Source organism: Paenibacillus apis (genome assembly GCF_018333295.1).
Taxonomy (GTDB): domain Bacteria; phylum Bacillota; class Bacilli; order Paenibacillales; family Paenibacillaceae; genus Fontibacillus; species Fontibacillus antibioticophila.
Map to the genome: position 1 here is coordinate 1 of NZ_BORS01000016.1, position 21,726 is coordinate 21,726.

Below are 21,726 nucleotides of genomic sequence, written 5' to 3' on the forward strand. Positions count from 1 at the left end.
GCATGTATTAGGCACGCCGCCAGCGTTCGTCCTGAGCCAGGATCAAACTCTCCAATAAAGTGTTTGACTTGCTCATTTCAAAACTGACGAGAAAATTAATTCTCTCAAGATAGAATCTCAAACGACATATGGTCGATTGGAATTCATCTATTTAATACTCACTCGTTGTTCAGTTTTCAAAGATCAACTTCGGTTCATATTTCGTTACCACCTCATCAGCGGCAACTTTTATAATATAGCATCCTTATCAAATAAATGCAAGGGTATTTCGAAAATAAATATTTACGATACATCATACGATATCTTTAAATGAGTAGCGCGTAGCAACCGTTCAGAATACTCGCCGTTATTCACTCTACTTTCGCAGCTTGATTTTGATAGTTCAGTTGGCTAGCCTCAGCGCCAAGCAGATAAAATTGAGTAATCCGCGTTCAGCTAGAGGATACTCTGTGACAGCTAAAAAAAATCGAACGATATTCTTAAAACTTGCGAATATAGAATATAGCATGTAAGGCCACAGGGGGAGGCGGAAATGATTCATGAACAAGATTAAGCAATTAATTGAGCAGACACAGGCCGGTAGCATGGAGGCTTATGGTGAACTTTACGAAATAACCGTTGAGGATGTGTACAAAACGGTTCGATTGCTTATGGGCAATGCATCAGAGACGGACGATATCGTACAAGATACCTACCTCCAAGCACATCGCTCTTTAGACAAATACAATCCTACTCGTCCTTTTCATGCCTGGCTTATGGGAATCGCAATGAAGCAGGTTCAGACATGCCGCAGAAAAAAATGGAAATATTGGAGGCTGATCGAGCGAGCACAGACTTTAAAAGCAATACAAGCAGACTTCTCCATTGAGCTGACAGACAAAATGTCCCATCAGCCCTTGATTCATAAAGTAGACCGGCTTCCTTTCAAATTGAGACAAGTGATTATTTTGCATTATTTCAACCAATATTCTCAGGAAGAAATTTCCGTACTGCTCAACCTTCCACTCGGAACCGTGAAATCCCGCATTCATGCTGGACTAACAAAGCTCAGAAAAAAACATCTGCTGTTCAATTCAACGTTACGAAAGGTGGAGGATTAATCATGAACCTGGAGGAAAAAGTGCAGGCAGTCTTGCATGAGCATACGAAGGATTGGACAGCTCCGCAGCATATTCGTCCTCACTTGCTGCAAAAGCTTGCGACAGAACCGAGGGGATACAGAATGAAGAAGTGGGGAATGATCGCAATCATTACGGCTCTATTAGCGATTCCTACAGGAGTCTATGCAGGCTATAGCTATTTGGCCGATTACATTTACGGCTCTCAAGACAATATGCTCAAGCTCGGGGGTACCCAGCAGCAATATGAGGCCTTAGAAGAAAAACTGCTTCACAGCAAACAGTATTTCAGTGAGGCTGAATTCTCATCTTTTATGGATATTTTAAAAGAGCTGGGAAAGTTCTATCTGACCTATGCCGACGAAAATGGAATCGTCCATCCAGAGCAATGGAATGAGCAGGATCAGGCGCGTTATAAAGCCTTGGCTGCTGAAGTGGAGCCTCTCCTAAAGCGGCTTGACGAGTTAGAGAAGCAAGCTTCAGCCTCTTCGATGGATGATGTCCTCTTTTGGGAAGAAGCGCTGAAAGTAGCCGAGGCACAATTGAGTCAGGACGAATTCCGGGAGTTTAACGAATTGTACCAAGCCATGTGGACTTACAAGTCGCTCGTTACAGATGCAGATCAAAGCCTGCACTGGGATCGAATTTCTAAGGAGGAACAAGCCGAGGTCAAGCTTAAAACACAAAAATTAATGCGCTATCTGGAGCGATTGGGATATAAGGTGGAATGACCTGCTGTCAACTGCTCCTGAGCTATAAAACAGCACCCCCATCTATCCTGAATGGAGGTGCTGTGCTCATTCCTAGTCATAAAGCTGTAATGTTACTCATGGCTCGGCAGGACCTTTTTATCAAATTCCACGGCATACAGATATTCATCCAGATCCACCTTCAGGGCTGAATTAAATGTATTGGACGCGATCATTTTGCAGCCTACGGTCGTAATCAGCACAATCTGCTCATTACTGAAGTGCTTCTTCAAGCCTTCGTACACCTCATCAGGAATATGGTTCGGGTCGTTCACGAGTCCTCTTCCGTAAGCAATCAGAATATTTTCAACCTCTGTAAACTCAAATTCGTCAAAGGCGATATTCAAATCCTTCAGCAGCTTGGCATGGTAGGTCGAGCAGACAAGACAGTCATTTTCAGTAGAAATTGCATAGCAATAAAAGTAAACAGCCCGGCTGCCGATGATCTTCTCCAACTCGTCCCGCACCGGATAGAATTCCATTGCACGGAAAGACGGCATTGAATATAGAAGCGTCTTTACCATATTTGTAACTCTCTTATTCTCTTCCAGCCGCTTCGTGACAAACTCTCTGGCTTCTTGCGGCATTTCCTCCAGATTAGGCAACGGTACGATACTCATTTTGCATTCCTCCTGTTGTTTAATATTCGAAGTAAGGCAGCTCGATCTTGGGGATCGACTGAATCAAGGTTTGGGTATAGGGATGCTCAGGTGAATGGAACACTTGCGCTGTAGCGCCCGTCTCCACGACCTCCCCCTGCTTCATGACAAGCACACGATTGGAGATCGTATAGATAACTTCAAGGCCATGTGCGATAAAAATATAGGAAAACCCGCGGCTCCGCTGCAATTCCTGCAACAGCTCCAGAATTTGAGACTGAATCGTCATATCCAGCGCAGAGGTAGGCTCGTCACACACCATAATCGAAGGCTCTGCAGCTAACGCCCGCGCAATTCCGATCCGTTGACATTGCCCCCCGGACAGTTCTTTCGGATACCTGTCACGATAGGATTGCGGAATCCCGACATCATCCAACAGTTCATTGATGCGTGAATTCAGAGCTTCTCCGCGCAGATTGAAATACAGCTTGAGCGGTTCTGCCAGGATATCCTTGATTTTAAGACGCGGATTTAGCGAGGACACAGGGTCCTGGAAAATATACTGGATATTCCGTTTCATATCCTTGCTCCGGCGACTCTCCATGGCCTGCCCGTTCAGCACGAGCGAACCGGAGGTTGCGGGCAGCATCCCGGCTACCATCTTGGCGACGGTTGTCTTGCCGCTTCCCGACTCCCCGACGATGCCCAGCGTCTCCCCTTGGGCCAGGGTGAATGATACATCTTTAACGGCGCTGAAATCCGGTCCGCCCTTCCTCTTATAGATCTTATTTAAATGTGATACTTCCAATAAGGTCTGCTCCATGCTGTCTCCCCCCTTTCCGTGTCCATTTTCATCTCAGGTGCTCACCGGAAGCTAAGGCTTAGCCCCGGGGGTCTGCCCCTGATAATAAATACGAGGCATGCTGTTCAGCAACTGCTTGGTATAGGCATGGCTTGGCCGGGTAAAGATGTCATCCCGAGTACCGGCTTCAACCAGCTCGCCTTGTCTCAGTACGAGCACGCGATCCGCCATTTCGTACACTACGCCAAGGTCATGGGTAATGAACATGATGGTCATATCGTACTGCTGCTTCAGCTGGCGGATCAGCTTCAGAATATTGGATTGTACGGTTACATCCAATGCCGTGGTCGGTTCATCTGCAATCAAAAGACGCGGACGGGTAGAGAGCGCCATCGCAATCATCACCCGTTGCCTCATTCCGCCCGAGAGCTGGAAGGGGTACTGCTTCACGACCTCGTCCGCATGCCGGATATCCACTTGCTCCAGCAACTGCTGGGCCTGCTCCAGAGCCTGCCGCTTGCTCACCTTCTCCTTCGAATGAAGCCGAATCAGATCTACCATCTGCGTTCCTATTGTATATACAGGATTCAAGGCGCTCAGGGCATCCTGGAATACCATGGCTATCTGATCGCCGCGAATTCGCTCCATTTCCTGTTCATGAAGAGTCAGCAAATTCCGTCCGTTGAACCAAATTTCTCCCTCGGGATAGCTGGCTGTTTCGGTTGGAAGCAGCTGCATGATCGCTTTAGCTGTCACACTTTTACCGCTGCCCGACTCCCCGACCAGACAGACGGTCTCCCCTTGGTAAATATCGAAGGACAAGCTGGAGAATATCGGCGTTGTCACTTGGTTTTTGGTAAATGCGACGCTCAAATTCTGTATTTCAAGCAACTTCTCCTTGCTCATATTGACGTCACCTCTTCCCCATACAAGTCAAACCGGGACAGATGAGCCTCTCCCGATTGCTGAAGCCGCCGCAGCACCTCGGCAGCCAGGGCCAGGTCGAAGATCGGCAGTCCAAAGCCGTTGAACATCAGCTTTTGCTGTTTATTCTGCTTGATCGGGCTCATCGCAACTGCGCGCTCCCCCTTATCCTGCGGAAGCAATGTTTCCAGCAGCGTCACCTTTTCCTCGATCGAAGCATCCGTCCGGGCCAGCCGGAACAGCGATTGGCTGCTCGTCTTCACTCCTACCCGAAAATCATCGCACACGATGTGATCGAAGGATTGAATGGCTGCAGCCTCAATATCATTCATGCCAATGTGTACATAGAAATGGCCGGGACAAAAATGCTCCGCCTTCAAATACGGCTCGGCAGCAGAGGTTACCCCCATGACGATTTGCGCAAAATCCAATCGGTCGGGCAGCGTTGGATGTAGTATCCCTGCAATGCTGCGCTGCTTCAATTGCTCGGCAAACCGCTCGTGCATGGCTTGAGCATGCTCCTGATGTCGGCTCCAGAAATGGACCTCCCTCAATTGAGGAAGAAACGGAAGCAGGCCCGCCAATTGATGTGCAGCCTGAAACCCAGAGCCGCAGATCAAGACAGACCGAACCTCAGCGTCTGCCAGATACTTCAGGGCCGTCGAGGATACCCCCGCCGTTCGCAGGCCGCTGATCAACTGCCCTTCCACCAAAGCCGTAGGCACCCCCGATTGCAAATCATTAAGGACAATGACCGGATTGGTATATGAACCCTGTCTGGATGCCTTCGGGACATGGGTTGTCCACTTGATCCCCGCTACCTGTTCACCAGCTAAGTAGCCGGGCAAGGAATAGAAGGCTCCCGACTCCAACTGCCGTGGGATCATGGACACTTCCTGCGCGAATGCTGCCCGGGCCGCTCTTTTTTCAATAAAAGTACGTTCCACCAATTCCTGTGCCACCGACGCATCGGCGATTCCGCTTGCCCTCACCTGCGCTCTTGTAACAAGATACATGCCGCATCCTCCTTATCCTTCCGACTTCTCCCGCAGCCAGTCACTAAACAAATTAATGGTTAAAATCACAAAGGCAATGACCAGACCGGGAATCGTAGACAGCCACCAGGCCGAGCCAATGTAGCTCTTCCCGTCGTTGATCATACCGCCCCAGGTCGGTGTCGACACATCCACACCCAAACCGAGGAAGCTGAGCGATGCAGCCAGCAGGATCATCCGCGACATTTGCAGCGAGGCCTGCGTCAGAATGGTAAACCACGTATTCGGCAGAATATGCCGCCACATAATCACGATGCTGGGAACTCCCATCGCTTTGGCCGCTTCAACAAATTCCATTTCCTTCAAGGAGAGCACCTGGCTTCGAACCACACGGGCAAAGGTGACCCATCCCGTAATGGATAATACGATTACGATGTTCGTAAGCCCTGAACCCAGCACCGCCACCATAACGATCGCCAGCAGCATACTCGGAATCGAGAGCTGGATATCTGCCAGCCGCATCATGACCGCATCCACTTTGCCTCCGAAATATCCGGCAATAATACCGATCGCACTGCCCGTGATTCCGGCGAACAGCACCGATACAATACTCATCCACAGGGAAAGCTGTCCTCCATACAGCAAGCGGCTTAACACATCTCTCCCCAACTGGTCTGTTCCCAGCAGGCTGATCCCGGAATGAGAGGTGTAGTGACTTAATGGTGAAATCAGAATATCCTGCAAGGACTGCTGATACGGGTCATAAGGTGAGAACCAGGGGGCAAATATGGTCACGATGAAAATGATGCCCAGCAGCCCGCTGCTAATGATCCCCTTCCAATTCCCGCGCAGTACGAGTCTCTTCTTCATGAGTCATTCCTCTCTTTACTTATTGCACTTTAATTCTTGGATCAATCCAGAGATAAATCATATCCGTAATAAAGCTAATCAAAATGTACAAGATGCTGATGATCAAAATACTTGCCTGAACAAGCGGAAAATCCCGATTGCTGACCGCCTGCATGATCAATTGTCCGACACCAGGCCAGGAGAAGATCGTCTCCGTCACTACCGCTCCGGCAATCATCACTCCGAACTCAAGACTGATCACGGTAACTACCGGCAGCAGCGCATTTTTCAACCCGCGCTTCAGCACCATCCGGCGTTTGGAGAAGCCTTGCGCCTTGTTCGTAACCATGTAGCTTTGCTGGAGCACATCCATCAAGGAGGAGCGCATCGTTCGGGCGATCGGAGCGATCGGATAAGCGGCCAGAGTCAGTGCGGGCAGCACCAGTGAGATCAGGCCATTGTTCCCCGAGGTAGGAAAGAGATGCAGCTGATTCGCAAAAATCATAATAAACACAATCCCTACCCAAAAAACAGGCAGAGATTGTGTGATAAATATCCATATATTGATTAGGTAATCAATAAAGGTGTTCTTTTTATATGCAGAAATTACACCGGCCGTCATGCCAACCACAACTGCAATGATAATGGCGGATACAGCCAAATCCATCGTTGCCGGCATACGCTCCAGCACAAGCTGAAGCGCCGATTCCTTGAAATACAGCGAATTCCCGAAGTTCCCGGTCACCATATCCTTTAGATAATCAAAATACTGCACGAGCAAAGGGCGATTGAACCCCAGGCTTTCCCTTAGAGCAGCAACCTGATCCTCGCTGGCCTCCGGAGGCAGCATCAGACGGGCAGGATCACCGGATAAACGGATAATGAAAAATACGACCGTCGCCGCGCCCAGTATGGCAAGAAGGGATTGCAGAAACCGCTTGACTATATATTGTTTCAATCCATACACACTCCCATCCCGCAGTCAGGCTGTTAATCGGGCATGCCGCCCTTATTGACTATCGGCTGCCTTGATGGTGACAACCGGAATCGAACCATCGATACGCCCTTCCCAGTTCAGCTTGTTCGATACACCATAGTACTGGTTCTCTTGATAAAGGAAAATTCTTGGCGCGTCTTCAAGCACAATTTCTTCAATTTCCTTGTACAGTGTTTTGCGGCGTTCTTCATCCGTAGTCCCTCTGGCTTCCTCCAGCTTGGCATCCACTTCAGGATTGTTGTAGGTGGAGTATGACTCACTCGAATGCAGAATGGCATAGATGGCCGCATCGGCATCCAGCGTATTCGTGCTGCTCCAGCCAAGAACATACATACTGTTTTGTTCGCCAGATGGAACCAGGGTACGGTACACCGAGCTTTCCACATTGTTAACGGTAATGTTGACGCCAATGGCTTTCAACTGCTCGGCAATAACCTGAGCCACGTCCGTGTTCTTGATGTACCAGTTTACCGTATCAAGCGTCGCAGAGAATCCGTCGGGATATCCTGCTTCGGCCAGAAGCTGCTTGGCTTTCTCAGGATCATAACCATAAGTATCGAACTCGCCTGCATAGCCAAAGTCCTTCGGTCCGATCAGGCTTTCGGTTTGTACAGCGGCACCGCGCAGCACATTATCTACGATAGATTGAGTATCGATCGCATAGTTCAAGGCTTGTCTTACCTTCTGATTATTAAATGGCTCCACATCGGTCTTAAATCCGACATACACGGTGTTCCCTGCTCTTTCTACTGAAGAAAGCTTGGCACTGGAGGAGCCTTCAATCTTCTCGCGGTCTTCTGGAGATACGGCGGTGATCAGGTCAACTTCACCATTCAGCAGGGCGCTCACTCTTGTGGAGGCTTCCGGGATCGAACGGAAGGTAACCTTCTTCACTTCCGGCTCTCCGTTCCAATAGTCCGCATTTGCTTCCAGGACTACACTGCTGCCTTTATTCCATTCTACGAATTTGTAGGGACCGGTGCCGATCGGCTTCTGGGCAAATTGCTCCTGACCCACCTCTTCAACATACTTAGGAGGCACGATCTCGGTCGGGTAACGGTTGAAACGAGTAGGCACCAATGGATCCGGGTTCTTCGTGATCACATGTACGGTATGCTCATCCACAACTTGCACTTCCTGAATGGTAGAAATGTATCCGGAAGTCGGCGCATTATTGTCCGGATTCAACACCCGGTCAATCGAGTATTTTACCGCTTCAGCATTGAATGGCTCTCCATTTGTGAACTTCACATTTTCACGCAGCTTGAATTCCCATGTGTTCTCATCCACTTGGCTCCAGCTGGTTGCCAATCCGGGCACCAGTTGTTCATTTTCATCGCGCTTCACCAAGGTATCAAAAATATTGTCAACGACCTGGGCATTTTCCGTCAGGAAGCCCGGGTCCAGTCCGTTTACGTCAAAGGCTCTGGCAATCGTAATCTCCAGAGATCCGTCTTGTGCAGCCTCCTTTGGGGTTGTTCCGGTAGAGCATCCCGCCGCAACAATCGTCAAAATAAGCAGTAAAGCTAACAATCTGGTTCTCTTCATCTCCGTCATTCCTTCCAGGTGTAATTTTTCTCTATTTTTCCTAACATGACTGCATATTCGCCTTTTTTCAGAGAAGCCGCAGTATGAATGGATAATACCAATGCCCGATCAAGCGGGTTTGCAATCACCTTGCGCTGAAATTCAGGGTAGCTTACCAGTTCCAGCAAAAGCTCTCCCTTATCCAGGATGCGGCCGGCAGAAGCACGCTCAAGCTGCAAGCCGTCGACCTCGAACCGAAGCTCGGTGATTTCTCTCACACAATAGGGGGTTGCCTCAGAAGGATGATCCGCGGGGGCCATTGGAAGCATCGACGCTCGCCCCAGCATAGCCAGCACAGATTTCACATGCTGTGCCACGGCCTCTTCCTCCCAGCTTAAGCCGCCGCCGCTTTCCAGAAGCACGGCCGGAATCCCGTGACGGCATACCTCATTGATGAACATGCCTTTGCTTTGCTCGCTGCATTCATAGATTGCCGTCAATTCCACATCCCGAAGCAGCTGCATCGCCCGCTCGAAGGCTTCGGGACGATTGCTTGCAACCATCGCGAACGGACAAACCTCCAAATAATGGCCGCCGCCATGCAAATCGATAAAGTAATCCGCCTGGCTCAAAATATGTCCCAGGAGCCACCGTCCATAGCGATAAGAGTAACTATCCTGTGAAGGATTCCCAAAAATCCGGTTCATATTAACCCCATCCGCCGGATTTCCGTTCGCCTTGGCCAAGAAAGCCTCGGGATTCGCTACAGGACACATGACAATTGTGCCGCTGAGCAGTCCGGTATCTACCTTCTCCAACAAATGCATGCATGCCAGGATCCCGTCGTATTCATCGCCATGAAGTGCGGCCTGCAGCCACACGGTCGGACCTTCCTTCAAGCCTTGCAGACGTAAGAAAGTGACTTCCCGATCCTCGAACCGCTCATGGATCACAGCAATCGAATCGAGAGATTGGCCGGCTTGCGCCTCAGCCAAAGTCCTGAAATGCAGATTGATTTCCTTGAACATAGCCCCGCCTTCTTTAATTCAAAATCTGAGATTTCTGTGGTGCAATATCCTATCATTTAAGTAGGAATTAATATTTATTATTAAACTTTGAAGTAATCTTGTCAACAAATTTCTACAAAAAACGATAAAAAACGACGCATCCATATTATGCTGGATGCGCCGTAAAATGATTAGGCTGTAAATTATCCCATTAAAGTAAAGCTAACCTATTAATGTCCGCCAACGAACACATAACGGAGAATAACCAGTACGAAGAGCACCCACATCAGCCAGTGAACTTCATATTTCGAGTTTTTGCCGCCGCGAAGATTAGCTACTGTGGCAAGAATTACATAGAAGATAATCCCCATCGAAATCCCGTTCGCAATATTATAGGAGAAAGGCATCATTACGATCGTCAGGAATGCCGGAATGGCTACGACCATGTCCTGGAAGTCAATTTCCTTGATGGATTGAATCATCAATACCCCTACAATAATCAAAGCAGCAGCGGTAGCAGATCCTGGAATCAAGGCCGCAATCGGTGCCAGGAACAGCGCCAGCAAGAAGCACACGCCTGTCGTTACGGCGGTCAAGCCTGTACGTCCGCCTTCTGCAACCCCGGCCGCACTTTCAACATAGGCGGTTGTTGTGGAAGTCCCCAACATCGCGCCGCCAGTAACTGCAACCGCATCAACCAGCATCGCTTTACCTACACGTTTTTTACCTTCTACTGGATCCTTCATAATTCCTGCACGGTTAGCCGTTCCGACGAGCGTACCGAAGGTATCAAACAATTCAACAAAGGTAAAGGTGGCAACCACCGAAATAATACCTGTATGCAAGACACCGTCCCAGTCAAAGGACATAAAATTAATTTGCGAGAAGTCCGGAATCCATTTCGCCTCACTAGCCGATACCGAGTTGAAGTCAACCGCGCCCATCAGCATGGCAACGACAGTCGTTCCCAAAATCCCGAACAAAATAGCGCCGCGCACATTCAGCACCATCAAAATACCGATCAGGACGAGGCCAATCAAAGTCAATTGTACGGTGGTATCCTGGAAGCTTCCCAAGGAAATTACCGTCTCATACGAGAGCATGCTTGTAAATGTATTTGCAGGAATATCTTGTCCTGCCTCCACGCCGATGGACATCAGTCCGCTGTTCTTCAGCCCGATAATCGTGATGAACAAGCCGATACCAACGGTAATTGCATGTTTCAAGGAATCCGGAATCGCATCCAGAAGCATCTGACGAACCTTCGTCAACGTCAACAGGATAAAGATCAGACCTGAAATAAATACGGCCGTCAAGCCCATTTCCCATGTAAAGGGTTTATCAGTAGCCGCCGAGGAAAGTACAACAGAAGCAAAATAAGCGTTCAGGCCCATACCTGGAGCAAGGGCTACCGGGAAGTTAATGAAGAGACCCATAGCGATCGTAAAGATAGCAGCCGAGAGTGCTGTTGCCAGGAAAACAGAATACCAGCCCATTTCGATCTGACCAAAAGCTGTAAGCGTGTTAGGGTTGACTGTGAGAATGTAAGCCATTGCCATGAACGTAGTGATACCGGCCATAACTTCTGTACGAACGTTCGTACCATTCTGTTTCAGCTTGAAAAAACGATCCATGATTCCAATACTCCTCCTTAAATATCGAATCGGAACGAACGACAAAAAGCCCGAGGCCAAATTCTATCCCCGGGTACCGTGTCAGCCAGAAGAAGTGAATCGGGAATAACTCCAAGAATCGGTATACGCAATTCCTGATATCGCCCTGTCCAGCACTTCTTCCTTTCGTAGCCAGATCATTTACGGTGACCTCGTAGAGACTTCCGGGCCCATTCCCGGAATTATACGAAAAGCATATTAAGTTATTTGTCGAAATTTCCGATCAAGTCTGTCGTTCAGACTTATCACATGATTCATTCTAGGCCCTTTGGAGCAGATTTGTCAACGGCAAAAACGAATGATTTATTGGAATAATCATTACAATGTTCGTAATTTTTCATAAATCATTGAATGGAAGTGTTTATTCTATTTCACAGGTCAGGAGGATAACAAAAAGCGAACACCCCTTGGTTCAAGGATATCCGCTGCTTGATCGTTGAATCTCAACTTGCGTTAGGAGGCTGATTATTTGAAATCCGTTACTACTTCTGGAGCCAGACGAACGGATGAGTATCCCGCCTCTGCAGCTTTACCTACAGACACGATCATGACCGGAACATAACGTTCGGGGTCCAGACCAAAGGCCGCAGCCAGTCGATCCGCCTCAAAGCCGCCAATCGGATTTGTATCATAGCCATGAGCGCGAGCAACAAGCATAAATTGCATCGCAGCAAGGCTGGAATCAATTTTCACAATATCATTCATTTGCTGTCTGGAAAGGCTCTGATAGTAGGGAACAATCGTGGAAAGCTGTTTTTCACGAACCTCCTGCGGCATTTTCCCTTCAGCTACAGCTTGATCGTAAATTTCTTCCGCTTTTTCATAACAGCGCAAATCGCCAAAAATGAGCACCATCGCGGAGGAGGTATCATTTTGTCGAGTATTGAAACGTATTAAGGGTCTTAGCTTGGCCTTAGCATCATCGGATTCAATTACCACAAAGCGCCACGGCTGCATGTTTACAGAGGAAGGAGCCAGGGTTGCTTCCGAGATCATCTCCAGCATTTCCTTACGATCTATTTTGACGTTTTCATCATACAAGCGTACGGACTTTCTTCCAAAAGCAATTTCTTTAAAATCATTGGTTGTAAATTCTGACATGTACGGTTCCTTCTTTCATTTAATATGATTTAAGCCTTGTTCAAATTTTTCAAGCAAATGCGTTAATTGGGCGACTTCTTCACTTGAGAGATTAATAATATCCATCAGGCTCTGTCGGCTGCAGTTTGCTTCACATTCATCAATAGCTGCAACGACCTTACTGGTCGGTTCAACTATCACTTCGCGATTATTCTCAGGGTTGCGCTTCCTCGCAACATACCCCTTGTCCTCCAGGATCTGCAACTGCCTTGTAATTGCTGCTTGATCAATCTGCAGATGATTCTGCAGTTCCCCTTGCAAGCAAGGCGCCTTGTCATGCAAAATCATCAGCATCTCATAGCGAGTTAGACTAAAACCAACCTGTTCCTCGAACAGCTTATTGATTTTTTGATCCAAAATTTTGATCTGATAAAACAAGTGACTTATATCCTTCAGTAGTATTAAAATCACCCCTTCATACGCTTGACAGGTCAACAGTTGACGAATCAACAATTGACGTGTCAATTATATTGCTTTTGCCCGGTAATTGCAAGCTTCAAAAGGGAGCCGAAATATCCACTTTTGTACGATTTTTCATATAAGTTCTTTTACTTTATGGTGTAAACAAGCCACGTTGTACGAAAAAACATACAAAATCATGGAATAGACCTCCCCAAATATTTGTATGGTTTTTCGTATAAAACACTGTTCTTCACCTTGAAGAGACTACAATTTATACGGAATATCCTACAAAATCAACAACTTGTCGCACGTATTTTTTAGGGCTGTAATTAAAGGAAATGCATAATATTATTTGACTTAAATTATAAAAAAGCCCTGAAAGCTTTGGGTTACCAAGGCTTTCAAGGCTCCTGTTACTATTCCCACTCAATCGTAGCCGGCGGCTTCGAGGTTACGTCGTACACCACCCGGTTCACGTTCTCCACCTCGTTGACGATGCGCACGGAGATTTTCTCCAGCACATCCCATGGGATACGTGCCCAGTCCGCGGTCATGCCGTCGATGGAGGTTACGGCACGAATGCCTACCGTGTAGGAATACGTACGGGCATCGCCCATCACGCCGACGCTCTTCATGTTCGGCAATGCCGTAAAGTATTGCCAGATTTCGCGGTCAAGCCCGGCCTTGGCGATCTCATCGCGCAGGATAAAGTCGGAATCGCGGACAATCTTGAGCTTGTCCTCTGTGACTTCACCGAGCACGCGAATGGCCAGACCCGGTCCAGGGAACGGCTGTCTCCAGACGATTTCGCCCGGCAATCCAAGCTCTTCGCCTACTTTACGAACCTCATCCTTGAACAAGGTATTCAGCGGCTCAATCAGTGAGAACTTCATGTCCTCAGGCAATCCGCCCACATTGTGGTGGGACTTGATCGTCTGAGCGGTTGCTGTACCGCTCTCTACGATGTCCGTGTACAACGTGCCTTGTGCCAGGAATCTGAAATCATCGAACTTCGCCGATTCTTCATCAAATACATAAATGAACTCGTTGCCGATAATTTTCCGTTTTTGCTCCGGATCATCGACTCCCGCCAGCTTGGACAGGAAACGTTCGCGGGCATCAATCTTAACAACCTTCATATCGAATTTGCCGACAAAGGTCTCCATGACGCTCTCTGCTTCACCTTTGCGCAGCAAGCCATGATCGATAAACATACAAGTAAGCTGGTCGCCGATCGCTTTGTGAATGAGCATAGCAACAACCGAAGAATCTACCCCGCCGCTAAGCGCGCAGAGGACTTTTTCGCTGCCTACTTTTTCCCGGATATCACGAACCGCATCCTCGATGAAGGTCTCCATACTCCAGTTGCCTTCACAGCCGCACACTTCATAGATAAAATTCTTGATCATCTCGTTGCCATGCACCGAATGACGCACTTCCGGGTGGAACTGCACGCCATACAAGCGGCTCTCGCTATTCGAGAACCCGGCAATTGGCGCATGATCCGTAGAGGCGTCAACAATGAAGCCTGTCGGCAGCTCAACGACATGATCCCCGTGGCTCATCCAGACGGTCTGCTTCGCATCCAGCCCTCTTGTCAGAGCGGAGTGTTCGGCAAAATCAACGTCCGCTTTTCCGTACTCACGCTTGGCAGCACGTTCAACCTTCCCTCCGAGCTGATGCGCCATCAACTGCATCCCGTAGCAAATCCCGAAGATCGGCAGACCAAGCTCGTAAATCGCCGGATCAATATGCGGAGCATCCTCAGCATACACGCTTGATGGACCGCCAGAGAAGACGATCCCTTTCGGGGCAAGCTCCCGAAGCCGCTCTGCCGGCGTATTATACGGAAGCAATTCGCTGTACACACCCAAATCGCGAATCCGTCTAGCTATCAGTTGATTATATTGTCCGCCGAAATCCAGCACGACAATCAGTTCATTTGGCTTATTCATGTCCGAGCCTCCCTCAATTCATGAGACTAATTATACGAAAGTACAAAAGTGATCGTCAAGGAAATCGGGTTGGAAACTCAGGACTTGCCGAATGCCAGATAACGGCACAGATCCAGAAAATCCCTGCTTGTGCTGCGATCCAATTTTCCGTCTCCATAATAAAGCGTTTCCCACATGGCAATGAACCGTTCCAAATGAGGAGCAAGTTCTGCATCAGCCACACTGATCGACAGCAAATATTCCCTTGCGGTGGTCCCTTGGGCTTTACCTCCAAAGCGGACATACAGGCCCTTCCAGGCTCGATCCGCAGCGTTCAACAATTCTGTACGGTTCGGAAAGGAGCCTGCCCTGCTATAAAAATAGGGCCACAGCATATACATGGAACGGCGATAACCGCTTCGGCCATACAGTAGAATTATCAAGAGCAGAAAGCCCCCTGCCATCACTGCACCGCTCCATAGAAACAGATGCCCTTTTAAATGGGCAAGGAGCTTTTGAACCGCACCCTTCCCTTCTCCGCTCCATTGATAAAATTGCTCCCACAGCTTGCTCCATTGGAAATTCGTCAAATAGCTGCTGCTATCCGTGCCGGCCATTGCACCGATTGCCGCCTGACCTATGCCGTAACTCGGTGTCGGATCAAATGAAACCCAGCCCTCTTCAGGAAAATAAACCTCCACCCAGGAATGCGCATCGGCATAGCTGACAGAATAACGCTGCGGATCTGCAGGATCAGCCGTCCCCGGGGCAAAGCCCTTGACCCATCTGGCCGGAATCCCTCCGCTGCGGAGCAGCACCGTCATTGCCGTTGAGAAGTGGTCACAATATCCCTGTCTTTGCTCAAACAGAAAATTATCGGTGAAATCCTGTCCCTCTACCGGAACCTCCGAAGCCAGACTGTAAGTATAGTTCTCCTTCAAATATTGGATCACCGACTGCACCGACTCATACCGGCTGTTATGTCCGGCCGTCAATTCGACCCCTAAGCTCCTTACCCGATCCGGCAAGGTGGCGGGCAGCTGCAGCTCTCGCTCAGCAATCTCTTCCGGATCTCCCCCCCTCGCCTGGATCAGTTTTTCATCCGGTACGCTCGCAACCCTGGCCACCAGCTCATACCCATACATCTGCTGTTCTGAGGAGAGCTGTTCAAAAAACATGGCCGTCATGCCCGGATCATAACGCAGCTCCAATCCTTCGGCTGCTGTCTTCGTATGCTGCTTGCCGGTGTATACGCTTGTTACACCGATGGGAGTTCCGGCGCTGAAGATAGGCTGGGTTTCAGCTACCGGCTTCGCAAACCTGATCTGCTGGACAACTTCGGCTGCTCCGAATGACTCGGGAACCGGCTCTGGCGCAAGCAGTAAGGAGGTCCAGCCATGTCCGGTATAGACGCTCTTGCTCTCCCCTCGCCAATAGGCATTCACCGGTGATACCGCCGTAAAATAAACCTCCCGCCGCAGTTCAAGCGGAGCGCCCAGCCGTGAATCATCCCGCCCGTATCCGGAGACCGAGGCAGGAGCTGCCGCCCGGTCCATTCCGCTGTAGGATTTACTCCAGCGTTCAACCGTCTGGGCAATTCTGTCCCAGGAGACGTCCCTTACGGGCTGGGCTGGCAACAGCTGGACTATTGACCAGGCAGCGAGCACACATAACATCGAAGTAGCAATCCCTGGTCCTTTTCCCCGGATCATCCCGGCGGGCCTCTGAAGATAGCCGGTAATCAGGCCTTGAAGCAACAAGCCCCAGACTATCGTGCGAATCATTCCGGGCAGGAAATTCGTATCAAGAACCAGCTCCAACACAAGCAAATATAATACGGAAGCAGAGAAGAAAAGCAGGATGCTATGCCGCCCAAGAGCCAGCATTTGAACCGATGCGACCAGCAGCACCCAGCCAATCAGCAGCAAAAGGGTCCTGGACTCCCCGCTGACTCCATACAGCCTGCCTGTCCGCACCAGCTCTTCCAGGTCCGTTACGAGCAAGGCGCCATATTTCTGTAACCAGGCTGCCCCCGCTCCATTCCCGTACAAATAGTAGAACGATCCTCCGATAAGACTAACTGCCAGAATCCCATATAAAGACTTGTATACAGGTAAGCAGCCCAAGATCAGCAGCAGTCCCGTCAAGCCAACGAACAAGGGAAACCATCGTCCGGACTCTTCCTCCATCAGCTGTCTGATCGGATACAACCACTCGCAGAACAAAGCCATCAGCAGTGCCGACAAAAGGATTTTCTGCCCCCCTCGAAGAGGATCGGGCGCCCGTAACGCCTTCCCCTGCACTGCGCTCTCTGCGGACAGGTCCAGCCTCTGCGCACCGTTTGGAGCAACGGCAGGGAAGCTTGCGGGTGTCTCAAGCGATGACATGTCCGGCACCCCCTTTTGAGGACTGGGTATTCGCAGGCAGCGCCTTTATTAAAGGCTGCTTCTGATCCACATCCGGCACCAGCACGATCACGCGAATCCCTGCATTCCTAAGCTGCTCGATACGAGCCGTCTCCTCCATATCCATAATCAATTCTGCCGCAAGCAGGACTTCAAAGTATCCCCCTCGAGATGCCGCCAGCAGCACTGCGTCGGTTATTTCCTCCGTGCATCTTCCTGTGATCAGGGTAAGCCGGTACCCCTTCGAAGAGCGAGGAAGCGACCGTAATATAGAAGCAGCCTTGAGACCTTTCCCTCCGCTATCCAAGGATAGACCGGCTAGCCTATTCAAACCGCTTACCAAGCCTGCCCCCCCTTGGAGCGGCTCTTTCTCCAGATCCTGGCGAGTCCGATTGCCGCATATAAACCATATCGATGCAGCCTGCTTGTTCTTCAGCGAGACCTCTCGCCTTGAAGGGCCTAGCTCCCGATGCAAAATAGCTGATGCCGCAGAGATAGCCGTCTCAAATCCCTGGACTGCTTCCCTTCTTCCGCTCTTTCCAGTCTCCTCAAGATGATAAGCATTCGGGGACGTGTCCAGCAACAGATAGTGCTCCTCCGCCAGCGGCTCGCGCGATACTCGGGTAAGCAGCTCCCCCCGCTTGGCGGAATGCTTCCACTCCACCCACTTGAATGAATCGCCGGGGAGGTATTTTCTCAATCCATCAGCTTCTTCCATCGGAGCCGGCAGAAATCTGCCCATGGCCTGCTGGCTCTCCCATGCGCCCCAGGGCCTTGCCTCACTCTCCAATGAAACCGGCAATGGCGCAGGATGAATGACCAGGATATCCTGACCGTTCACCGCTACGCGCTTTTTGCGTTTGAACCACCCGAAGGGATCGCTCCACATCACGGCAAGCTCTCCCGCCTTATAATGTCCGCGAGCCGAAGGTTGAAGCATATACGTGCAGGAAAATCGCTGTTTTTGCCCGATACATCCCCGCAGCTTGCCAGTGACCTCTCCTTCCCCGGTCAGAATCACGGAAGAAGCCCCTTCTTCGTTCCCGGATACCGACCAGCGATCCTGAGCCCGCATGGATAACGGAACGATTCCTCCCGAAACCACAAGCACGATCTCTATCTCTAAGGGTTCTCCAGCCTGCGCATAATAGGGCTTCCAGCTTCGAGAAGCCTGCATATGCTTTGGACCAAGCCAGCAAAAGGCTAAGCCCTGCAGAAGAATGAAGCCGGTAAGTATAAGGAGGAACCACAGGGTCTCACCGCCGCGATAAATGTACAATGCGGTGAATATACCCAGCACAGCAAGACCAATCACCCAAGCCCGTCCGCTCTCCCTCATGAGGCACCTCCGGAAGCGCGGTGAAACAGCGGTACATCCGCCTGCTTCACCAGTTCGGCAACCATCTGGGGCGAGGTCATCCCCGCAAAGCCCGCATCCGGCTTCAGAACAATCCGATGTGCCAGTACGGCCTCGGCAACCTCCTTCACATCATCGGGAATCACATAGCTTCGTCCCCGATAATAGGCCATCGCCTGGGCAGCCCCCATCCAGCACAAGGTGCCGCGCGGACTGATCCCGAGGGCAAGCTTCGGGTGCCGCCGCGAGGCATCCGCTACGGAGACCAGATACTCCTTGATCCGTTCATCCACCAGCACCATGCGAACCTGCCGCTGCATTAGTCTGATCTCCTCCGGTAAAATAACCGGCTTCGGTTCCACGCCTGGGTTCTGCATTCTACTTAGCATTTCAACCTCTTGCTCAGGCTTGGGGTAACCGAGCGAGAGACGCATCAGAAAACGGTCCAGCTGCGCCTCAGGCAGCCGATAAGTTCCTTCATACTCCAGCGGATTCTGTGTGGCAAGCAGCAAAAAGGGCTGCGGCAGCTCTCTGGTCACACCATCCACCGTTACCTTCCGCTCCTCCATGGCTTCCAGCAAGGCCGATTGCGTCCGCGGCGCAGCGCGGTTAATCTCGTCAGCCAATACAATATGGGCATGAATCGGCCCCGGCCGGAATTCCAGGCTGCCTGTCAGCGGCTGATAGACCGTGACGCCCGTGACATCAGCCGGCTGCAGGTCGGAAGTAAACTGTATTCTTCCAAAGCTGCCCCCTACACAAGCAGCGAGTGTTCGAACGAGCAGCGTCTTGCCTACTCCCGGCACATCCTCCAACAAAATATGTCCCCCGTATAGCATCGCAATGACCGCCAGCTCGATCTCCTTCTTTTTACCGACAACAACCCGTTCTACCCGCTGAACCAACAGCTCCAGAACCTCACGGGCCTGATCTTGAATCATTCCTCATCCCTCCAACAAGACAAATCTATTAACCAGTGTGACCAACAACTAGTCTTCATAGACCTGTCAGGAGAGAGGTTTATATGAAAAGAGTCTTTCTGCTCTATAGCGATTGTACTCTTCTTTCTTCAGCCGTATTGGTAACGGAAATAATAGGATGGTCCGTCAGCTCCAGCAGAGAGCGAAGCGACATCCACAGGGCTCCTCCTTGATTTCGGAACCTGTCTGTTCCAATCTCCAGCGGGACTTCTGCGCTTTCCCGGCGCGCCGTTCCGCGTTCCGGGTCCAGCGTCAGATGAAGCTCTCCCCAGACCACAATCACATTCCGGCTGTCTGCGTTCCAGCTCACCTTCGCCCCAAGGCGTTCAAGCGTTGTCCGGAGCGGCACGATCAATTGACCTTGATCTACTTTATATTCTCCCGCCGCCAGCTTGGTCTGCACCCCTCCGGCCTCTACGTACAAAGGCTGGCCTGGCCCGAATAAAGCCGCATTGGGAAGCACATGGCTCTCGATCCACGATTGGGCAGGTGCCGCTCTGTCCGTCATTTTCTTGCTCAGACTGAATTGCACCGGCTTCTGCTCCGGCGACAGCACCTCGAAGGAATAGCCCTTCTGCTTGTAAAAATCAATAATTTCCGGGAGCGCCTTGACCGACTCTTCATGCCCGGCGCTGTCATGCATCAGGACAATCATTTCCTTCTCCAGCTTCTCTGAGGTTACGTTTTCAATGATCTCGCTTGCCGGAACGCCTTTGCGTTTAGAGTCGCCGCTATCTACATTCCAATCGAACACCTGATATCCCCCCTGCTCCATTAATTGAAAGTAGGTGGAATCAAAATGCCCATACGTTCCTCCGGGAGCTCTGACGAGCGAAGTCCGGGTACCGGTAATTTCTCTAAGTATTTCTTCCGTTCGTTTGATTTGATTCCAAAACGCGGTGAAGCTTTCATACATCTCACTGTATTTATGGTTATAGGTATGATTGCCGATGACATGTCCTGCCTCTGCCGTACGATAGATGATTTCCGGGGATTTTTGGGCATGTTCTCCCAAAACAAAGAACGTCGCCTTAATCTTCTGCTCTTCCAGGATAGCCAGGATCTCATCCGTCAGCTTGCTGGGACCGTCATCAAAGGTCAGATAGACAACCTTCTCCTTTTTTTGCTCGATAGAGGGCACAGATTCTTGGCTTGAAGAGGAGACGGCGGTAAGCATCGCCGCAGGCGCAGGCTCTGTCTTCACCTCCATGGAGGTGACTGCTGTTGCACGCTTCTCTTCCATTAGACTTACAGGCGGAGCCAGTGCCCGGGACTGTGCGGATGCAGGAGAGAAGCCCATCTCCCTGACCCCCGGTACAGAAATTAAAACGATTATAACTATAGACAGAAATGCCATCCACATTCTTCTCATGCGTTCATCCTCCACCGTTTATAGCAATAGTTTGACTTTCTGGTAGATTGTATGAATGCAGCGAAGAAAATAGAATCTTCAATTTACTTTTTAAATGCGTGTTCAAAAAGTCAGCTTTTCAGCACCGAGAAGGTTGCGAGAACCCGAAGATGGAGGAACGGAGTGTAGGCAGAACCTACATGAGTGAAATGCTTCCAAAGGAAGCATACCTCGTAAGCATCCGCTCGGACTTCGAGGGTGAACGTAAGATTCGATGTCGAATCAACCCCTTGGAACACTTCGTGATCAAAAGATGACTTTTTGAACTACCTTTTTAACCGAGCGACTTTACCGCCTCGACAACCTCATCTGCATGCCCCTTCACCCTCACCTTCCGCCATTCTTTAATCAGTCTCCCCTCTTCATCAATCAGAAAGGTCGAGCGGACAATGCCCTCATATTCCCGCCCGTACAGCTTCTTCCATTGCCATACTCCGAAGAGCTCGCTGACCCGATGATCAACGTCGGACAATAGCGGAAAGGACAGCTTCTGCTTCTCACGAAAACGGTCGTGCGAGCGCACCGGATCCGTGCTGATCCCCAGCACCACTGCCCCCAGGGCATGGAGCTCTCCGGTACGGTCCCTGAAATCACAAGCCTCTTGGGTGCAGGCTGGCGTCATATTTTTCGGATAAAAATAAATAATAACTTTCTTTCCTCTAAAATCGCTTAATGAGATCTCTTCCCCTCCGCTAGCTGGCAGACGAAAATCAGGAACCGGATCATTCAGTTGAAATCCTGCTTCAGACATGTAGCTCTCTCCTTCGACAAAATTGCTGTAAACTTCTTATAAATTGATTGTAATTATAAAAGAAATTATAATGTAATGATATGAAGAGTAACTTTTTTACTATTTA

General features: G+C 50.0%; 19 protein-coding genes and 1 riboswitch. Of the genes, 2 read left to right on the forward strand and 17 right to left on the reverse strand.

The annotated features are described in order from the left end of the window. Nucleotides 1–539: 539 nt before the first annotated feature. Complete coding sequence (locus tag KI362_RS20100) at nucleotides 540–1,100, forward strand: sigma-70 family RNA polymerase sigma factor (RefSeq protein WP_044480106.1); 561 nt, start codon at nucleotides 540–542, stop codon at nucleotides 1,098–1,100. A gap of 2 nt (nucleotides 1,101–1,102) precedes the next feature. Then, nucleotides 1,103–1,849, forward strand: coding sequence for a DUF3600 domain-containing protein (locus KI362_RS20105; protein WP_301629878.1), 747 nt, complete (start codon nucleotides 1,103–1,105; stop codon nucleotides 1,847–1,849). A 92-nt stretch (nucleotides 1,850–1,941) separates the two neighbouring features. On the opposite strand, the gene KI362_RS20110 is transcribed toward KI362_RS20105, so the two are convergent. From KI362_RS20110 to bcp, 17 genes are all read right to left on the reverse strand, one after another. Then, complete coding sequence (locus KI362_RS20110) at nucleotides 1,942–2,487, reverse strand: carboxymuconolactone decarboxylase family protein (protein WP_301629881.1); 546 nt, start codon at nucleotides 2,485–2,487, stop codon at nucleotides 1,942–1,944. Nucleotides 2,488–2,506: 19 nt separating this feature from the next. Next, nucleotides 2,507–3,289, reverse strand: coding sequence for an ABC transporter ATP-binding protein (locus tag KI362_RS20115; protein WP_049894964.1), 783 nt, complete (start codon nucleotides 3,287–3,289; stop codon nucleotides 2,507–2,509). A gap of 51 nt (nucleotides 3,290–3,340) precedes the next feature. Beyond that, nucleotides 3,341–4,174, reverse strand: a complete 834-nt coding sequence (locus KI362_RS20120) for an ATP-binding cassette domain-containing protein (protein WP_301629885.1) — start codon at nucleotides 4,172–4,174, stop codon at nucleotides 3,341–3,343. Then, on the reverse strand, nucleotides 4,171–5,208 hold the full coding sequence (locus KI362_RS20125) for a hypothetical protein (protein ID WP_301629887.1): 1,038 nt from the start codon (nucleotides 5,206–5,208) through the stop codon (nucleotides 4,171–4,173). Before KI362_RS20125 ends, KI362_RS20120 begins: the two co-directional genes overlap by 4 nt. A 12-nt stretch (nucleotides 5,209–5,220) precedes the next feature. Then, nucleotides 5,221–6,057, reverse strand: coding sequence for an ABC transporter permease (locus KI362_RS20130; protein WP_044480110.1), 837 nt, complete (start codon nucleotides 6,055–6,057; stop codon nucleotides 5,221–5,223). A 19-nt stretch (nucleotides 6,058–6,076) separates the two neighbouring features. Continuing rightward, nucleotides 6,077–6,994: an ABC transporter permease gene (locus tag KI362_RS20135; RefSeq protein WP_301629890.1), complete on the reverse strand. Its 918-nt coding sequence runs from the start codon at nucleotides 6,992–6,994 to the stop codon at nucleotides 6,077–6,079. A 51-nt stretch (nucleotides 6,995–7,045) separates the two neighbouring features. Next, nucleotides 7,046–8,581 (reverse strand): ABC transporter substrate-binding protein, encoded by a 1,536-nt coding sequence (locus KI362_RS20140; protein WP_212940028.1) that lies wholly within the window; start codon nucleotides 8,579–8,581, stop codon nucleotides 7,046–7,048. A gap of 5 nt (nucleotides 8,582–8,586) precedes the next feature. Continuing rightward, nucleotides 8,587–9,588 carry a succinylglutamate desuccinylase/aspartoacylase domain-containing protein gene (locus KI362_RS20145; RefSeq protein ID WP_301629893.1) on the reverse strand — a complete coding sequence of 334 codons (1,002 nt, stop codon included), beginning with the start codon at nucleotides 9,586–9,588 and terminating at the stop codon, nucleotides 8,587–8,589. 209 nt (nucleotides 9,589–9,797) lie between these two features. Continuing rightward, entirely contained in the window at nucleotides 9,798–11,201 is a 1,404-nt protein-coding gene (locus KI362_RS20150) for an NCS2 family permease (RefSeq protein WP_301629895.1), read from the reverse strand. Nucleotides 11,202–11,349: 148 nt separating this feature from the next. After that, a riboswitch (purine riboswitch) is annotated at nucleotides 11,350–11,450 on the reverse strand. A gap of 255 nt (nucleotides 11,451–11,705) precedes the next feature. Continuing rightward, nucleotides 11,706–12,341, reverse strand: coding sequence for a nitroreductase family protein (locus KI362_RS20155; protein ID WP_301629897.1), 636 nt, complete (start codon nucleotides 12,339–12,341; stop codon nucleotides 11,706–11,708). A gap of 15 nt (nucleotides 12,342–12,356) precedes the next feature. Next, nucleotides 12,357–12,758 (reverse strand): MarR family winged helix-turn-helix transcriptional regulator, encoded by a 402-nt coding sequence (locus tag KI362_RS20160; RefSeq protein WP_301629899.1) that lies wholly within the window; start codon nucleotides 12,756–12,758, stop codon nucleotides 12,357–12,359. A 440-nt stretch (nucleotides 12,759–13,198) separates the two neighbouring features. Next, a complete protein-coding gene (gene guaA / locus KI362_RS20165) occupies nucleotides 13,199–14,737 on the reverse strand; it encodes a glutamine-hydrolyzing GMP synthase (protein ID WP_301629901.1) in 1,539 nt (512 codons plus the stop codon). Nucleotides 14,738–14,814: 77 nt separating this feature from the next. After that, nucleotides 14,815–17,103, reverse strand: coding sequence for a transglutaminase-like domain-containing protein (locus KI362_RS20170; RefSeq protein WP_301629902.1), 2,289 nt, complete (start codon nucleotides 17,101–17,103; stop codon nucleotides 14,815–14,817). Next, the gene (locus tag KI362_RS20175) at nucleotides 17,090–18,460 is read right to left on the reverse strand and encodes a DUF58 domain-containing protein (protein ID WP_301629903.1); all 1,371 of its coding nucleotides are present in this window, start codon (nucleotides 18,458–18,460) and stop codon (nucleotides 17,090–17,092) included. Before KI362_RS20175 ends, KI362_RS20170 begins: the two co-directional genes overlap by 14 nt. Beyond that, the gene (locus KI362_RS20180) at nucleotides 18,457–19,419 is read right to left on the reverse strand and encodes an AAA family ATPase (RefSeq protein ID WP_301629905.1); all 963 of its coding nucleotides are present in this window, start codon (nucleotides 19,417–19,419) and stop codon (nucleotides 18,457–18,459) included. The genes KI362_RS20175 and KI362_RS20180 overlap by 4 nt, the downstream gene beginning before the upstream one ends. A gap of 103 nt (nucleotides 19,420–19,522) precedes the next feature. After that, on the reverse strand, nucleotides 19,523–20,830 hold the full coding sequence (locus KI362_RS20185) for a polysaccharide deacetylase (protein ID WP_301629907.1): 1,308 nt from the start codon (nucleotides 20,828–20,830) through the stop codon (nucleotides 19,523–19,525). Nucleotides 20,831–21,143: 313 nt separating this feature from the next. After that, a complete protein-coding gene (bcp, locus tag KI362_RS20190) occupies nucleotides 21,144–21,620 on the reverse strand; it encodes a thioredoxin-dependent thiol peroxidase (protein ID WP_301629909.1) in 477 nt (158 codons plus the stop codon). Nucleotides 21,621–21,726 lie beyond the last annotated feature (106 nt).

Bases quoted from the DNA above. Each gene is read 5' to 3' on its own strand.
- KI362_RS20100 (WP_044480106.1), top strand. From the start codon at position 540: ATGAACAAGATTAAGCAATTAATTGAGCAGACACAGGCCGGTAGCATG.
- KI362_RS20105 (WP_301629878.1), top strand. From the start codon at position 1,103: ATGAACCTGGAGGAAAAAGTGCAGGCAGTCTTGCATGAGCATACGAAG.
- KI362_RS20110 (WP_301629881.1), bottom strand. From the start codon at position 2,487: ATGAGTATCGTACCGTTGCCTAATCTGGAGGAAATGCCGCAAGAAGCC.
- KI362_RS20115 (WP_049894964.1), bottom strand. From the start codon at position 3,289: ATGGAGCAGACCTTATTGGAAGTATCACATTTAAATAAGATCTATAAG.
- KI362_RS20120 (WP_301629885.1), bottom strand. From the start codon at position 4,174: ATGAGCAAGGAGAAGTTGCTTGAAATACAGAATTTGAGCGTCGCATTT.
- KI362_RS20125 (WP_301629887.1), bottom strand. From the start codon at position 5,208: ATGTATCTTGTTACAAGAGCGCAGGTGAGGGCAAGCGGAATCGCCGAT.
- KI362_RS20130 (WP_044480110.1), bottom strand. From the start codon at position 6,057: ATGAAGAAGAGACTCGTACTGCGCGGGAATTGGAAGGGGATCATTAGC.
- KI362_RS20140 (WP_212940028.1), bottom strand. From the start codon at position 8,581: ATGAAGAGAACCAGATTGTTAGCTTTACTGCTTATTTTGACGATTGTT.
- KI362_RS20145 (WP_301629893.1), bottom strand. From the start codon at position 9,588: ATGTTCAAGGAAATCAATCTGCATTTCAGGACTTTGGCTGAGGCGCAA.
- KI362_RS20150 (WP_301629895.1), bottom strand. From the start codon at position 11,201: ATGGATCGTTTTTTCAAGCTGAAACAGAATGGTACGAACGTTCGTACA.
- KI362_RS20155 (WP_301629897.1), bottom strand. From the start codon at position 12,341: ATGTCAGAATTTACAACCAATGATTTTAAAGAAATTGCTTTTGGAAGA.
- guaA (WP_301629901.1), bottom strand. From the start codon at position 14,737: ATGAATAAGCCAAATGAACTGATTGTCGTGCTGGATTTCGGCGGACAA.
- KI362_RS20170 (WP_301629902.1), bottom strand. From the start codon at position 17,103: ATGTCATCGCTTGAGACACCCGCAAGCTTCCCTGCCGTTGCTCCAAAC.
- KI362_RS20175 (WP_301629903.1), bottom strand. From the start codon at position 18,460: ATGAGGGAGAGCGGACGGGCTTGGGTGATTGGTCTTGCTGTGCTGGGT.
- KI362_RS20180 (WP_301629905.1), bottom strand. From the start codon at position 19,419: ATGATTCAAGATCAGGCCCGTGAGGTTCTGGAGCTGTTGGTTCAGCGG.
- KI362_RS20185 (WP_301629907.1), bottom strand. From the start codon at position 20,830: ATGAGAAGAATGTGGATGGCATTTCTGTCTATAGTTATAATCGTTTTA.
- bcp (WP_301629909.1), bottom strand. From the start codon at position 21,620: ATGTCTGAAGCAGGATTTCAACTGAATGATCCGGTTCCTGATTTTCGT.